Source organism: Nitrosomonas marina, assembly GCF_900111605.1.
Taxonomy (GTDB): domain Bacteria; phylum Pseudomonadota; class Gammaproteobacteria; order Burkholderiales; family Nitrosomonadaceae; genus Nitrosomonas; species Nitrosomonas marina_A.
In genome coordinates, this window is record NZ_FOIA01000002.1 from 143,250 (window position 1) to 159,330 (window position 16,081).

General features: G+C 51.9%; 14 protein-coding genes. 9 read left to right on the plus strand and 5 right to left on the minus strand.

The genetic code is table 11. From position 1 onward, the window contains the following. The first annotated feature begins 4 nt into the window (after window positions 1-4). The 3 genes from BMY62_RS01640 (at window position 5) to BMY62_RS01650 (ending at window position 3,455) form a co-directional block, all read left to right on the plus strand. Window positions 5-1,939, plus strand: coding sequence for a nitric oxide reductase activation protein NorD (locus BMY62_RS01640; protein ID WP_090655620.1), 1,935 nt, complete (start codon window positions 5-7; stop codon window positions 1,937-1,939). A 355-nt stretch (window positions 1,940-2,294) separates the two neighbouring features. Next, window positions 2,295-2,669: a pentapeptide repeat-containing protein gene (locus BMY62_RS01645; protein WP_218142913.1), complete on the plus strand. Its 375-nt coding sequence runs from the start codon at window positions 2,295-2,297 to the stop codon at window positions 2,667-2,669. Between the two features lie 9 nt (window positions 2,670-2,678). Beyond that, entirely contained in the window at window positions 2,679-3,455 is a 777-nt protein-coding gene (locus BMY62_RS01650; protein ID WP_177170260.1) for a hypothetical protein, read from the plus strand. 223 nt (window positions 3,456-3,678) lie between these two features. Here the strand turns inward: BMY62_RS01650 and BMY62_RS01655 are convergent, their stop codons facing one another. The 5 genes from BMY62_RS01655 to BMY62_RS01675 form a co-directional block, all read right to left on the minus strand. Beyond that, window positions 3,679-4,047, minus strand: a complete 369-nt coding sequence (locus tag BMY62_RS01655; RefSeq protein WP_090655626.1) for a VOC family protein — start codon at window positions 4,045-4,047, stop codon at window positions 3,679-3,681. A gap of 86 nt (window positions 4,048-4,133) precedes the next feature. Further along, entirely contained in the window at window positions 4,134-4,850 is a 717-nt protein-coding gene (locus BMY62_RS01660; protein ID WP_090655630.1) for a glutamine amidotransferase-related protein, read from the minus strand. Window positions 4,851-4,887: 37 nt separating this feature from the next. Further along, window positions 4,888-6,051 carry an iron-containing alcohol dehydrogenase gene (locus tag BMY62_RS01665; protein ID WP_090655633.1) on the minus strand — a complete coding sequence of 388 codons (1,164 nt, stop codon included), beginning with the start codon at window positions 6,049-6,051 and terminating at the stop codon, window positions 4,888-4,890. A 10-nt stretch (window positions 6,052-6,061) separates the two neighbouring features. Beyond that, entirely contained in the window at window positions 6,062-7,453 is a 1,392-nt protein-coding gene (locus BMY62_RS01670; protein WP_090655636.1) for an aldehyde dehydrogenase family protein, read from the minus strand. Window positions 7,454-7,457: 4 nt separating this feature from the next. Further along, window positions 7,458-8,831, minus strand: a complete 1,374-nt coding sequence (locus tag BMY62_RS01675) for a glutamine synthetase family protein (protein ID WP_090655639.1) — start codon at window positions 8,829-8,831, stop codon at window positions 7,458-7,460. Window positions 8,832-9,448: 617 nt separating this feature from the next. Here BMY62_RS01675 and BMY62_RS01680 point away from each other — a divergent pair. The 6 genes from BMY62_RS01680 to BMY62_RS01705 all read left to right on the plus strand — a co-directional run bounded on the left by BMY62_RS01680 (window position 9,449) and on the right by BMY62_RS01705 (window position 15,818). After that, window positions 9,449-11,746: an LPS-assembly protein LptD gene (locus BMY62_RS01680; RefSeq protein ID WP_090655642.1), complete on the plus strand. Its 2,298-nt coding sequence runs from the start codon at window positions 9,449-9,451 to the stop codon at window positions 11,744-11,746. A 49-nt stretch (window positions 11,747-11,795) separates the two neighbouring features. Continuing rightward, entirely contained in the window at window positions 11,796-13,217 is a 1,422-nt protein-coding gene (locus tag BMY62_RS01685) for a peptidylprolyl isomerase (protein ID WP_256207385.1), read from the plus strand. After that, the gene (gene pdxA / locus BMY62_RS01690; protein WP_090655645.1) at window positions 13,217-14,239 is read left to right on the plus strand and encodes a 4-hydroxythreonine-4-phosphate dehydrogenase PdxA; all 1,023 of its coding nucleotides are present in this window, start codon (window positions 13,217-13,219) and stop codon (window positions 14,237-14,239) included. The genes BMY62_RS01685 and pdxA overlap by 1 nt, the downstream gene beginning before the upstream one ends. Next, window positions 14,236-15,033, plus strand: a complete 798-nt coding sequence (rsmA, locus tag BMY62_RS01695; protein WP_090655647.1) for a 16S rRNA (adenine(1518)-N(6)/adenine(1519)-N(6))-dimethyltransferase RsmA — start codon at window positions 14,236-14,238, stop codon at window positions 15,031-15,033. The genes pdxA and rsmA overlap by 4 nt, the downstream gene beginning before the upstream one ends. Before the next feature lie 144 nt (window positions 15,034-15,177). Beyond that, entirely contained in the window at window positions 15,178-15,390 is a 213-nt protein-coding gene (locus BMY62_RS01700; protein ID WP_090655650.1) for a DUF4177 domain-containing protein, read from the plus strand. Between the two features lie 14 nt (window positions 15,391-15,404). Next, window positions 15,405-15,818 (plus strand): TM2 domain-containing protein, encoded by a 414-nt coding sequence (locus BMY62_RS01705; protein WP_090655653.1) that lies wholly within the window; start codon window positions 15,405-15,407, stop codon window positions 15,816-15,818. Window positions 15,819-16,081: the final 263 nt, after the last annotated feature.

The window sequence follows — 16,081 nt, forward strand, 5'->3', positions numbered from 1 at the left end:
GTACGTGAGTCACTGGGATTTTCTTGAACTTGAAGAACTGGTCGGCCGCTGCTGGCATCGGCTTGTCGGCAAAGCCGGCAGTTATCCGTACTATGCGGATGCGGCCGTCACGCTTGATTCAATTCGCACGCCGCTGAGTGTTTTTTTTCATGGACTGGGGGGCGCACCCGGCATTACATTTGCTGTTGCCGCCCGGCAATCGTCAGGACACCGTCTTAAACTGACACAGCGTCTTGGTATCGAGAAAGAATCCATGTCGCTCGTCGAAGGCGATTCGGAAAGAATTTTACTGCCTGAAACGGTAGCATACTTCCCTAGCCGCGAGCTGAACCGGCGTCTTTATTTCTGGCTGGCTGGCTATTTCGCCGTATCCGGACAACCGGCCGCTTCTACGCCGCATGATCCGTTGCAGGCCGATCTTGCTTTTCTGCACCACGCTTACCGGACGTGTGCTCAAATCAGCGAACGGTTTCCTGTTCTTGCCAGCGATTATCAACAGCTTTGCGACGCATTGATCGCACAGCGGCCACAGCGCCCGCTGCCCGGGCAGGAACAGGCTGTCGAGACTGTGGTTCGAGCGTTGTTGGGAAAACCGTGTAGCGATCCATTAGCGCATGCAATGTTACAGTCAATCCAACAGTCCACACCCGATTTCAGCCACTGGCAAGCGGCAAAACACTACCAGCCATTTCTACCAGTCCCGCTCTGGGGAAAAATCCGTTCATCCGCCCTGTCACCTGCTACAGAAAAGGATCATGCCGACCAGGACGGCGGCAGTCAGGACATGCATGACAACCAGAGAAAAAAAGGCCGCAGGGAGCGGTTCGAACAAAGCGAGCGTGACGATCCGCTGCTGTTAAACCGGTTTGAGAAACTCTTCAGCTGGTCCGAAATGCTCAATATCAATCGCGCCGTCCAGGACGACGATGCGGATGCCGCGCAAAACGCCGCCAAAGACATGGAAGAAATCGCGCTCAGCACGCATCAGCGCCCAGCCGCAACCAGACTGAAATTCGATCTCGATCTGGCGCCTGGCGATGTTAACCCATTGTTATTGATTGATGAATTAATCTACCCGGAATGGGACTACCGACGCGCCAGCTATCACGCCAGCCAATGCCGGATCATTTTTCAGCAGGCCGAAGAAAAAGGAGAAACGTGGACGCCGGATCTCCAGGCCAGACGGCGCTTTCGCAAAGTTCGTCGTCAATTTGAAGCGATCCGTCCCAGACGCGAGATTTTACGCAACCAGCTGGATGGCGTCGAACTGGACATGGACGCGCTGGTACGCTCGCAAAGCGATCTGCTTGCCAACGGCAACTGCTCGGACCAGGTCTACATGAAATCGCAGCGGCAGGCCCGCGATCTTGCTGTCGCCATCCTGGTGGATGTTTCGTTATCCACCGATAGCTGGATCAGCGGCAGGCGCATTCTCGATGTTGAAAAAGAAGCGCTGGTTACACTGGCAACCGGACTGTCGGCCTGCCGTGACACATTTGCCATCTATACCTTCACCTCGCGCAAAAGAGATTTCGTGCGCATTGCCGCCGTCAAGGATTTCAACGAAGCCTACAACGACAAAACGCTGCGCCGCATCGCCTCATTGCGTCCCGGTTATTACACTCGCATGGGTGCCGCTCTGCGGCACACACAACAATTACTAAACAGTCGTCCCGAACGCAATCGCCTGATGCTGCTGCTCAGTGACGGCAAGCCCAACGATCTGGACTATTATGAAGGCCGGTACGGTATTGAAGATACCCGGCACGCCATTCTCGAAGCCCGTCAGTCGGGACTGTCCGTATTCGGCATCACCGTCGACCGCAAGGCGCAGGATTATTTTCCCTATCTGTTCGGCAAGGGCGGATACGCCATCGTAAACCGGCCCGACCGCCTGTCCCAGGTGCTGCCGTTAATCTATCAGCAACTGGTCAGTTGACGGCGGTTCAGCTCATTCAATTTTTGAGGCCTAAGAAGATAAGATCAGATCGCGCGAGGAAAGAGCCACGGTCTAATCTTATATATACGATATGACCAGGTTCGGTGAGTTTGTTGCTGTACATAACCAGCTGTTCTTAAAAAATTTCTATTGAACGATGCAACTCTAGAGCACGATAAGTTCACCACAAGGCATTATCGTGGCGCTCTCTAACCGCGTTATAGGGTTAATAAATAGATAATTTTTTCCCGCTTTCTATGCCTTATTGCATAACATCATAGCAACCCTACACCTGACAATTCCATTTGAATAGAATCCTCACAGATTAGAATATTACGATAAAATTGTTAATTTTTTGTTACATTTATTTTTCCTATTGTATCAATATCGGAGCCAATCTTCGCAATGCCATCTTCGTCAGCGCAAGCCTTTAAAAACCGATTTTTCCAATGCAGACTTGACGAGATCTGATTTTACCAGCGGCATATTCATAGACGCCGGATTAATGGGAACATCCGCTGATCTCTCGGTTTTTTCAAATGCTGACCTCACCAATGCGAACTTTGTCGGAGCATCACTGATAGGTGCAGATTTCTCCGGTGCGGATTTTACAGGTGTTTCTTTGGTTAAGCTTAAACTTGCACAAGTTTCCAATACGACAGGATATAAGAATAATAACTTTGTGGAATACCGTCACTGCGGTAACACTTACTCCCCAAATTATTTTTAGGAGATAAATATGAAACAACATACCATTTACAAAACTATTGCAGCTGCTCTGTTGTTAATACTGCCATTTCATGCCACGGCCGAAGAGACTGTCTGTGCCGGGTTTATAGAAAATACTACGGTCGATAATTTGCTTGTACCCAGTAACAGCGAGTGCGATTTGAGTAATGTACGTGTAATGGGAACTATACAGATAGCGATTAACGCAACCATTACTTCACGAAATATAGTAGTTATCGGCAATGTACAAGCCGAGAATGCACGACAGATTAATATACTTGAAAATTCGAGAATTGGAGGTTCTGTACAAATCAACCAAGGTGGCGGGGCCATTATCAGCGACAGTACAATAGACAGTGACATACAGTTCGAAAGTAATTCAGATTTCTTCCAGGCCCAGCGTAATATTGTTGGCGGCAATGTTCAAATTTTCCAAAACAACGGTGGAGTTGAAATATCCCAAAATACAATAGACGGCAATCTGCAATGCAAGGAGAATGCGCCGGCGCCAACCGGTGGCGCTAATACGGTCCGTGGATCAAAAGAAGATCAGTGCAGCCAGTTAGAGATGGTTGCATCCAAGGAAACGGAAAACAAATGCAATTCTTCTCAACCAACATTTGGAACTGACGGCCACTTGCACATTCCTAGATTAAGTGTTCTAACGCAAGGCGACGACACCAAATATTGGGCAACGCTACAATATGTTCCCTCATTATCGTCTGGCAATAAGCTGGTTTTTGAGCTGCGCGACCCGGTTACAAATACTGGATCGTGTAATCAGTAAGTACATAAATGCTTTCTTAAATGTGAAAGGAAAGATTGCAATACCAACCTGGGTGATTTTCTACAAAGTTTTTCCGGGTTTACTGAAAACTCTGTTCTCTGTTTCTTGAAAGAATAGAGTTTCTCCACCAAAGAAACTCAGTGCAAATAAAAAGCACGCTGCGCTTTATATCACAACGATAACCATCGAGTCCCAAACAGCATATTTGGTCAATTTACAAGCATCACTTCATCGAATGCAGACCGATCATGTTGCCTTCGGTGTCTGCCACCAACGCAATAAAGCCGTATTCACCGATTGAAAATTTTTCCTTAAGCACCTTGCCGCCATGCTCGGCTGAACGGGCCTGCTGGACTGCGCAGTCGTCGCAGGCAAAATACACGATCGTGCTGTTGCCGCCTGCCGAAAAGCCTTCCATTTTGACCAGCGCACCCATGGCGCCGTATGCATTCTGATCCCCGGAAAAACACCATAACTCGACGTCCGGACTACTCAGCTGCTCCAGTTCGCATTCAAACACCGCTTCATAAAAGGATTTTGCTCTGGACATGTCGTCCACATAAATTTCAAACCAGCCAACAGGGTTCTGCATACAACACCTCCAGTGTTATTCATGGATTAACCCGACCGGCAAAGCCGGCCGGTCGAACAAGCAGTATTTGTATAAAGTTACAGGCATCAGCGACCCGGCGCATTGAAAAAGTTGACCGCCCAGCGCGCGAACAACTGATCATCAAGCGTTTTCTGCAGCGATGCAATCCCCTGCTCAATGCGCTCTGCCGGAATGATGGCGCGGCGGATTTCCATCAGTGCGTTGGAGTACGCCTTGATAAACTCCGGGTGCCCCTGGACGCTGAAAAAATGATCGCCACAGGCCAGCATGTAATAGGGGCAAAACGAACTGCCGGCAAGCACGTCGATATCGACAGTCGGCGGCAGCGAGACGACCTGGTCCTGATGGCTGGCGATCAGATTCAACACCGGTTGCGCCGGTTGCATCCAGGATCTGGTGTGCAGCACCTGATTGACCGTCACGCCGATTCCCCAGCCTTTGTCGGACTTTCTGACTTCGCCGCCAAGCGCCTTGATCATTAGCTGGTGACCGAAGCAGATACCCACGTATCGCTTTTTCACCTGGTGCAGCTGATGAATAAAATCTTCCAGACGCTGAATCCACGTATGACCGTCGTTGACGCCGTGACGACTGCCGGTGGTGATATAGGCATCGCATTCATCCAGGCTGTCGGGATACTCGAACGCCTGCACGCGAAACACCCGGAACCTGCAGTCCGGCGCTACACCGGCAAACAAATCGGCAATCATCTGCGGATAATCGCCGAATCTCGGCTGCAACTCCTCACGCACATGGTCGCACTGCAAAATACCTATTTTCATGCTCTGTAGCGTATCGTAATCAAATTAAAAACCAACATTAAAGCCTGCCATTGACGGCATCGATAAAAATTGCGCTGTAACGTTCAGCGCTTAGGCCGACCGGATTACCGCTTGCAGATGGATCGGCAACAGCCATTTCTCCAATCCGATCAGCCTGCGACGTATCGATGCCGATCGCGGACAGGTTGTGCGGTATGCCCAGCTGGTCGCGTAATGCCAGCACCCAGTCCATAAAACCTTTAAAAGAATTCGTATCCAGCGCTAAAAAACGGGCTAAGCGTACGATCCGGTTTTCGATTGCCGCCTGGTTTGCCTTTAGAATGTACGGCATCAAAATGGCGTTGAGCAGTCCGTGGTGCGCATCGTATAACGCGCCCAGCGAGTGTGCGATAGCGTGCATGCCGCCCAGTCCTTTTTGAAACGCGGTCGCGCCCATCATTGACGCGGACAGCATGTGCGTGCGTGCTTCCAGATCCTGTCCGTTCGTAAAAGCGGTCGGCAGGTATTGCTTTACCAGACGCATGCCTTCCATGGCTATGCCGTCCGCCATCGGATGGTAAAACGGCGCACAATACGCTTCCAGATTATGCGACAGGGCATCCATGCCGGTTGCGGCAGTTATTCTGGCGGGCAGCGACACAGTCAGCGCAGGATCGAGAATCACCTGAACGGGCAGCATTTTTGGGTGAAAAATGATACGTTTTCGCTGCTGTTCGGTATCGGTGATCACGGACGCGCGGCCCACTTCTGAGCCGGTTCCGGCGGTGGTGGGTATGGCAATCACTGGCGCCATGCCCGCTTCGTCCACACGCTGCCAGTTATCGCCACAATCTTCAAAATCCCACAACGGACGCTGTTGCCCGGCCATCAATGCGACCGCTTTTCCGGCATCAAGCGCCGAACCGCCACCCAGCGCAATGACACCGTCGTGACCGCCTGCATGATAAGCAGCCACACCATCAGTGACATTCTGGCCGGTCGGATTTCCCCGAATGCCGCTGAATACCGCGCATCGTACACCGGCTGTATGACAGCGGTCGACGGTTTCCTGAACAAACGGTAACGCCGCCAGCCCTGGATCGGTAACCAGCAGCGGCGCATCCATGCCCTGTTGTTTACAGGCTTCGGGTAACACACCAATGCGTCCGCTGCCCAGACTGATTGCAGTGGGATAATTCCAGTTGGCATGAAAATCAGGCATGATGCGCCTCTTACGGTATGATTTTGATATGAAAAGACTTGGGGCGGGTAAACGCATTAAAACCCAGTTTCGACAGCGTACAGCCGCGCCCGGTATTTTTAACGCCGGTCCAGGCAAGCTCGGGATCGAGATAATCGCAGCGATTGACAAAAAAAGTGCCGGTATCGATCTGCCGCCCCAGTGCCTCGGCCGCTTCGATATCCCGGGTAAAGACCGATGCGGTCAACCCGTAAGGACTATCGTTCATCAGCTTTACCGCCTGCGCATCGGAGTCCACTTTCATTATTCCGACGACCGGCCCGAAAGTCTCCTCGGTCATCACACGCATGCTGTGATTCACCTCTGTAAGCACCTGTGGTGCCATATACGGCGTATCAATACTGTCCAGCGGAAAATCCAGTGAATTGATGTGCGCCACGGCACCCTGCGCAACGGCCTCGTTGACCTGGTCGCGCACGAGTGCAGCCGCCCGGGCACTGACGAGCGGTCCCAGCGTGGTTTCAGGGTCGTCGGGGCGGCCCAGCCGGTATTGTTGTACCAGATTCACGAATTTGCCGACATAAGACTCATACACAGATGCATGTACATAAATACGCTCGATCCCGCAGCAGGACTGGCCGGAATTGAAAAAAGCGCCGTCGACGGTATTCTCTACGGCATAATCCAGGTCTGCATCTGCGCGGATATAACCCGGGTCCTTGCCGCCCAGTTCCAGTCCGACGCCGATGAAACGCCCTGCAGCCAGTTGTTCAATCCGCGCACCGACCGATACCGAGCCGGTAAAAGCGATGAAATCAACCTGTCCCGACTGAATGACATCTTCTGCAGCCGCATGCGACATATGTAAATACTGGAAAACTCCTTCCGGAATACCGGCCTGCTGAAACCCCTCAAAAATCCGCTCGGCACACAACGGTGTTTGCGCGGAATGCTTGAGTATGACCGCATTTCCCGCCAGCAATGCCGGAATAATCGAATTAATCGGCGTGTGCAGCGGGTAATTCCACGGCGCGATTACCAGTACAGTACCCACAGGCTCACGACTGATGTAACGGATGAAACCGGGCCTGTCACTGGTCTGCACTGGCGCCAGTGCGTCATCCGCAATAGAGATCATATAACGCGACCGTTCTGCAAAGCTTGCGATTTCATTAGCAGCAAAACGGATCGGCCTCCCCATCTGCCAGCACAGTTCCTCGGCAATCGCCGCTTTATTGGCGACAACTGCTTCGACAGCACGGCTGCATATCGCCTTGCGTTGTTCCAGCGGCGTATCACGCCAGCCTGTTTGCGCATGTTTCGCCTTTGCCAATGCTGCATGAACCTGTTCGTTACTTGCCAGCCTGCGCTCGACATATACTGAACCGTCGATGGGGCTGATGGTTTGTTGTGTCTCTGTCATAGTCTCAGATGATTTCGAAATACCGCTCAAGTTCCCACTCGGTAATATGTTTGCGAAACTGGCGCTCTTCCCATTCGCGTGTCGCCACAAAGTGGTCGACAAATGCATCGCCAAACAGCTCGCGCGCAGCGGTGGACTGCCTGAGCTGCTGCGCCGCGTCCCATAAAGTCGCAGGCAGCGCCAGATGCGGCGGCAAAGGATGCTGATACGCATCGCCTTTGACAAACGGATCGTGTTCCCATCGATGCATGACGCCGTACAGGCCGGAAGCCAGCGCCGCCGCCAGCGCTATATACGGATTGCCGTCAGCCGCACCGATACGATATTCGATACGCTGCGACTTGTCGCTGCCGGGAATCACCCGCAGGGCCGTAGTACGGTTTTCCACGCCGCAGGTCGCACCGGTCGGCGCCCAGGCGCCCGGAACCAACCGTGTATAGCTGTTCACCGTTGGTGCGACCATGGCCAGAAACTCAGGCATCAGGCGCTGCTGACCGGCGAGAAAATGACGCTGGGTTGCGCTCATATGATGCGCCTGGTCTGCGTCGTAAAACGCCGAGCGGCCGTCTTTGCAATGTCGCAGCGACAGATGGATATGGCCGCTCTGGCCGGGATAGTCCGGCGACCATTTGGCCATGAAAGTTGCCATCAGGTCATTTCGCTGTGCCAGCGCTTTCATGAATGTCTTAAACAGCGCCGCCTTGTCCGCCGCATCGCCGGCACTGTCCACCGCCAATGCCGCCTCGAGCACACCCGGGCCGGTTTCATCGTGCAGTCCTTCAATCGGAAAGTCCATCGTCTCTGCCATATACAGAATCTGTTCCATAAAGCCGGCGTAGACCGAACTGCGCAGCACCGAGTACCCGAACCACCCTTGCGTCAACGGTTGCAGATTTCTGAAGTTTTTTTCGCGTACGCTATCGGATGTTTCCCTGAACATGAAAAACTCATATTCAAACGCGGCAAACACATCAAACCCCATGTCGCTTGCACGCTGAATCACGCGCTGCAACAGATTGCGCGGGCAAATCGACGCTGCCTCCCCTGCAAATTCACAGATAAACAACAACGTGTTTTCTTCAAACGGAATCTCGCGGCAGCTGTCAACGACAATACGCACCGGCGCATCGGGGTAACCGGTGTGCCAGCCCGTATAGGCAGTGTTGTCGTAGAGCTGGTCCTTTGAATCCCAGCCCAGCACCACGTCGCAGAACGCAAGCCCGTCTTCCAGCGACGCGAGAAACTTGTCCGCACTGAGATATTTGCCGCGCATCACACCGTCGATATCGAAGATGCCGATTTTGACATGCGACAGATTGCGTTCAGTAACAATCTGCCGCGCGTCCTCAATGGTTCTGACCTCTCTGGGATTTAACATGGCAACCTCAACTGGTTTTCAACGTATCCTGTTAAAATGTGCTGTTTAACGTTCGCACGGTAACTGTCTACCCTGCTCCAGGGCATTAGCGTACACACAAATCCATCGATAATAAACCGGCATGATGACAATTGAATGAAATACAATGTCTACGATAGAGTATACGCGCGATTATAGACGCCATCATTCAGCATTGCTGCTTATAAACCCATGCCAATCACTCTCCATTCGTATCAACCACAGTTTTCATATAGGCGAAAAACATGACCGCACCCTGATTCATCGTTAATTTCACTGCATATCTGTGTTATTCACCGGCTTTATCATATAATTGCGTGTTTGAATTAACAGGCGTTGGGCTTCGATGCCTTCAACCGGAGTCACCATAAACCAAACGACAACAAACAGACAGCGAGGCTTTGGCAGAACGCAGGGAAAACTTGCAAGCAGCGCTGCAACAATAAAAGAAAAGGCTCAGATTCGTATGATTCACTGTATGGCACGGCAGGCTGGAATTCACCTGGAATCGCTATGATACTGTCAATCGTTCAAAAGCGTGTTGATCTGATATACCTGATATAGGCAGACGCGCAGCAGCCGGTGTTGAAAACACAAGCATGAAAAAAGAAAAAAAACACGCTATCCGTTCAATCTTTTACCTGATACTCGGCTGCTGCCTGTCCTCGGCTTTGCTGGCGGAAGACACCATCGTCAAACCCCGCCAGAAACCCGCATCATCGGCAACGGTTTCAACAGGCAATGACACAACCGTCAAAACCGGACCGGACACCGTAACGATCAAGGCCGACCGCGTGGAGGGCATTTACGAGCAGGAAATGGAAGCGATCGGGAATGCCACGCTGTGCCACGCCGGTATGACGCTGACAGCCGACCGCATGAAGTATTTTCCGCAGTCCAAGGATGCCGAAGTCACCGGTAATCTTCACCTGGACAGGAAAAAAGATTTTATCGAAGGCGACTATCTCAAGCTGAATCTCGACACCCAGGTCGGTTTTCTAACCGAACCCCGCTATACCATGAAAGAAGGCGACGGACGCGGCACAGGAGAGCGGCTTTTTTTTGAAGGCAAAAACCAGTACCGCCTGAAAAAAGGCGAATACACCACCTGCCCCGTCGACGACGAAGACTGGTACATTCGGGCAAGCGATCTGAAAATCGACAGCGAAAAAGAAGTCGGGGTAGCACGCAACGTCAGTGTTGTTTTCAAAGGCGTGCCCATCCTGTATACCCCCTGGCTTGATTTTTCATACACCGGCCAGCGCAAAAGCGGATTTCTGGCGCCGGTTGTCGGCCATACAAAACGCAGTGGCGCCGATCTGGCTATACCATATTACATCAACATCGCTCCGAACATGGACGCGACCATCGCACCGCGCGTCATGTCGGAACGCGGATTCATGCTCAGTAATGAAGCACGTTACATCGGCCATGGCGTGCATGGCCGCGTTCAGGCCGACGTGCTGCCCGACGATTTCGACACACACAAAACGCGTTACGGAATCTCCTTTCAGCATGGGCAGTACCTGGGACACGGCTGGCGCGGCCAGCTGGACTATAACCGGGTATCTGACGACCGCTTTTTGCGCGATTTGTCCAACAATCTGTCGCAAACCAGCCGGACAAACCTGCTGCAGCAGGCCGGTCTGTTTTACCATGGCGATCTGGGTCTTGACGGCACGGTCAGTTTTTCCGCAATAGCGCAGCGCTTCCAGACATTGCAGGACCCGTTTCTGCCGCAGAATTCAAACCTGCTGATCATCTCGCCCTACAAGCGTTTACCGCAACTGACGATGAACGCCATCAAGCGTAATGTTGCCGGCATGGATTTCGGCTTGAACGCAACCTGGACCAATTTCGCGCATTCAAGCGCGGACCGCACTGAAGGCAGGCGGTTGACGCTTTACCCTACAGTCAGCGTCCCGTTTCGAAATTCCTACGGTTTCATCACACCCAAATTCGGATTGCACTACACCCAATACGCATTGTCCGATAATGTCGGCACGGTCGGCAGCAATACCGACCGGGTGGTACCGATCGTCAGCCTCGACAGTGGCGTGATATTCGACCGCAACGTATCCATCGGCGGCAATAACTATATTCAGACGCTGGAACCGCGTGCGTTTTATGTTTACGCCCCTTTCAAGGACCAGAGTTTTCTGCCCAATTTCGATTCCGCGGAATCGGACTTCAGTTTTGCGCAAATGCTCACGGAAAACCGTTTCAGCGGTCATGACCGTATCAACGATGCCAATCAGATCACGCTGGCGCTGACCTCCCGCCTGCTGGAACCATCGACGGGAATCGAACGGCTCAGAGCCGCAGTGGGTCAACAGTTCCGTTTCATCGACCGCCGCGTCATTCTGGATTCATCGCAGGTCACCAGTCGCAGAGCCGATTTTATTGCGGCGCTGGCCGGTCGCATTACCCGTGAAATCAGCACGGACGTCAACATTCAGCTTGACCAGCAGTCGCTGCGTACGGAAAAAATCCGCGCCGGTATCAGTTACCAGCCTGAACTGGGCAAGGTCATTAATCTGGGCTACCGGTATACGCGTGATGTACAGGAGCGTCTCGATATACCGGACAATCAGCTCAATACCGCGATCAAGCAGGTGGACACCTCGATTCAATGGCCGTTTTTTTCCAACTGGCATACTGTCGCCCGCGTGAACTATTCGTTGCGCGACGACCGGCTGCTTGCGGGCCTGGCCGGATTTGAATATATCTCCTGCTGCTATAAATTCCGTGTCGTGGTCCAGAAATTGACGACGGCAACAAGCCGAAGCACGACGGCAGTGTTCGTACAGCTTGAATTGAACGGATTGATGAATATCGGTTCCAATCCGTTACGTGTACTGGAACAAAGCATTCCGGGTTATGCAAGTATTTATTGAGAAAACCCGTCGGTATTAATTTTGAACCCAGTGTGATTCATATATGCTTATGCCAAAAAAAATATTGTCTACACTTATTATTGGTTTAATGATTTTGTCGCCGTTTCAAACGGCAGCCGAAACCGATGATATCAGCCTGTCTACTGATAATTTATCGATCGATATGCCGCTTATCGGTGACGACGAGACATCTGTCGACCCTGAATCCGAAACAGCCGATCCAGCCGGCAGTCTCGCAGCCGATAACAACCTGCTTGACCGTATCGCGGCAATTGTGAACGAAGATGTCATCACGCAACGGGAGCTTGACAACGCGGTTGTCACTGCAACCCGAAACCTCAGGCAGCAAGGCATTGAACCGCCGGAACTGAGTTCAATGCAGAGTCAGGTACTGGAAACGCTGGTGATTAAATCGATACAGCTGCAGCATGCCAGGGAAATCGGCATGTCCGTCAGCGATAGCGAACTTGACGACACCATCCGCCGCATCGCCGATGAAAACAAACTGTCGCTGCAGGAGTTTTACTCGGTGCTTGAACAGGACGGCATCAGTTTCAATAAATTCCGCAAGGAAATCCGCGACGAAATTATTCTTGCCCGTTTGAGAGAGCGGCAGATTAACAGCCAGGTCAATGTCACCGATGGCGAAATCGACAACTTCCTGCGCACGCAGGAAGCTTCGGCTGCCGGCAACGAAGAATTCCTGCTTGCGCATATTCTGATTTCCGTTACCGAACACATGGACCCCGCGCAAATCCACGAACGCAGTCAGCGCGCTGAACAGGCGCTGAAAAAAATTCAGGAAGGCGCCGATTTTGCACACGTCGCCGCCGAATTTTCCGATGCGCCGGATGCAATGAGCGGCGGCATGCTTGACTGGCGGCCCATCACACAAATGGGACCGACATTTGCGCAACTGCTCTCGCCGCTCGACACCGGAGAAATCACACCTGTCGTGCAGAGCCCGAACGGATTTCACATTTTCAAACTCATCGACCGGCGGGAGCAGGAAAATAGTGCCGTTGTGATCGACCAGATCCATGCCCGTCATATTCTGATCAAAGTCAATGAATTAACCTCGGACAACGATGCCAGAGAGGAAATCCTGCAGTTGAAATCGCGTATCGAACAGGGCGCCAATTTTGCCGAAATGGCCAAACTGCATTCCGAGGACGGCAGCGCTTCATCCGGCGGTGATCTTGGCTGGTTGTCTCCGGGCAATACAGTGCCGCCATTTGAAAAAGCGATGAATCAGCTGCTGCCCGGGCAAATCAGTGACCCCGTAAAAACCCAGTTTGGCTGGCATTTGATTCAGGTCATCGAGCGTCGCGAACAGGATGTCAGCGACGATCATCAGCGCGAAAATGCACGGCAGGCGATCCGGTCCCGTAAAGCAGAAGTCGTCGTTCAGGAAATGCTTCGCCAGCTTCGCGATCAGGCCTATGTCGAATACCGGGCAGACGATATCTAATGACCGCTGAATCGCTATCGTCCATTGCACTGACAGCAGGCGAGCCGGCCGGCATCGGACCGGATATCTGCCTGCAAATGGCGCAGTACTCGTTATCCTGCAACCTGGTGATCATCGCCGACCGTGATTTACTGGCAGCCCGTGCGCAGCAACTCGGCATAGCTGTCGAATTCACTGACATCACCACTGCCCCGCCCGCACCGCACCGCACAGGTTATCTGCAGGTTTTTCACCGGCCGATTCAACAATCCGTCCAGCCTGGCGTATTGAATTCCGCGAATGCAGCGTATGTTCTGGACACGCTGCAGCATGCCGTTACCGGTTGTCGCGACGGACTGTACACCGCCATGGTCACCGCACCCGTTCACAAAGGGGCGATTAATGATGCCGGCATCTCATTTACCGGACATACCGAATATCTGGCGGAATTGACGCGCAGCCGGACCGTTATGATGCTTGTCGGCGGCGGTATGCGTATCACGCTGGCGACAACCCATCTGCCGCTTAAAGACGTACCGGCGGCAATCACACGGCAGAGCCTGGAAGCCAAGCTGCGAATCATTCAGCTTGATTTGATCAATCGATTCAATATTCCCCGTCCGCGCATCGCCGTCGCAGGCCTGAATCCGCACGCAGGTGAATCAGGTTATCTGGGCACGGAAGAGATAGACACAATCATTCCGGCGCTGGACACATTGCGCCAAGAAGGTTTACGGCTTGACGGACCATTGCCTGCAGACACGCTGTTTAACCCGGTTCAGCTTGCCAATTACGACTGCATTTTTACCATGTACCATGATCAGGGCCTGCCCGTACTCAAGCATGCAAGCTTCGGTACAGGTGTTAATGTGACGCTGGGACTGCCAATTATACGCACGTCGGTAGATCACGGCACTGCACTTGACCTGGCCGGAACTGGCAAGGCCAATCCCGGCAGCCTGCTTTCCGCAATTGAACTGGCGATTGAACTGTCGCAAAACACAAAGGCAGCGACAGACAAACAAGCCGTACAGACGCCATGAAACAGACAGCACATACGGCTCACAGGGCGCGAAAACGTTTTGGCCAGAATTTTCTGGTCAATTCCCAGGTTATCTCGGAAATAATTGAATGCATTGAGCCGCAGCCGGATGACCGCATGGTAGAAATAGGCCCCGGACTCGGTGCATTGACTATTCCGCTGTTGGAAACGCTGAAGCACCTGACTGTCATTGAACTGGACCGGGATATTGTCGAAAGACTCAGGCACGATCACCCTCAGGACAAACTGACGATTCATTCTGCCGATGCGCTGAAGTTTGATTTTTTCTCGCTGGGCAAAAAGCTGCGCGTCATTGGCAACCTCCCCTATAACATTTCGACGCCGCTGCTGTTTCATCTTGCCCGATTTTCAGAATCGATTCAAGACATGCACTTCATGCTGCAAAAGGAAGTAGTCAAACGTATGGTTGCATTGCCCTCCACTGCAGACTATGGCCGTTTGTCGGTCATGCTGCAATACCGGTTTGAAATGGATTACCTGCTGACCATCTCAGCCGCATCCTTTCGACCGGCACCCAAAGTCGAATCGGCAATCGTTCGCATGCGTCCGATCAGACAACCGGCACTGGCCTTGCCCATTGAAGCAGCACTTTTCCGTATTGTCGCGGCTGCATTTTCGCAGCGGCGCAAAACACTGCGTAACACGCTGTCCGGCTATCTTAGCGCAGAAGATTTTCGACACATGGAGATTGACCCTGTTTTACGCGCGGAAAACCTGACCGTTGAAGAATATATTACAATCGCCGAATATTGGGCAGCGAAGCAGCCGGATTGATTCGATTGTTGAAACATCCGCAAATAGTTCATCCAACGATGTCCCCGGCTGTATACATTTGCACTGCCCGACTCCTGGTTTGTTACAATCTGTTGCGCTGTTTTCAGCACTATCGCATGAATATTGATAAAGGAAGAACAATTGATGGCTTTCTCGGAATATAAAATACTGCATATTGCCGAAGGTGGGCTGGGTACGATCTTTTTGGGCGCCTCGGGTTTACCGCTCAAAAAACTGGAGTCGGTTCTCAATAAGGAAGCAGCAGACGGCTGGCAGCTGGTATTTCAGCTCGTAGAACAAAAGCGCTTCATGTTATTCTGGAAACGCGAGGCCGTGATCATTACGCTCGGCCGCTGAAGTTTTGTTCAATCATGACAGCAAAACTATCTGAGCAGGACGTACTTGACGAAGAAGAACGTCTGCGTAAATACGTCCGCGCTCTGCCAGACGACAAACGGTTTGCCTTTCACCAGCAAGCGGAAAAACAGCTGAAGGATCCCGACACCTATGCAACGTTAAACTATATCTTTATCGCCGGCCTGCACCATTTCTATCTGGGAAAATGGATTCGCGGACTGCTGAATATCAGTATATTTATCACCGGGATAATTATGCTGTTTACACCGCTTGTCCTGGTCGGTATTCTGATCATGGTGTTTATCAGTGCCATTGAACTGTACGCACTGTTCAGATCGCAGGTTATCGTGCAGGCGCACAATAATGCGATCATGGAAAAAATCTACCGGAAGATAACAAAGGTAAACACCTCTCGCCGCTGTTCATAAAATCCGCGTTCGTATCACCATGAACGGCAAAACATTGACAGCATCGCGTATTGAACAGCATCCTGGCGGCCTAATAGTGTAAAAATATTTTACACTGCATTGCCTGAACGTATGCCAGCCGCATAAAATTAACTATAATTCATGCTATTATATTCTTGGCATATATTTTGCTTTCATAGTAGAGATGACGATAAGAAGGTGCTCGACGATGCGGTTTCATCACCATATTCCATACACCACGTATTGATAACGATATAAATAAA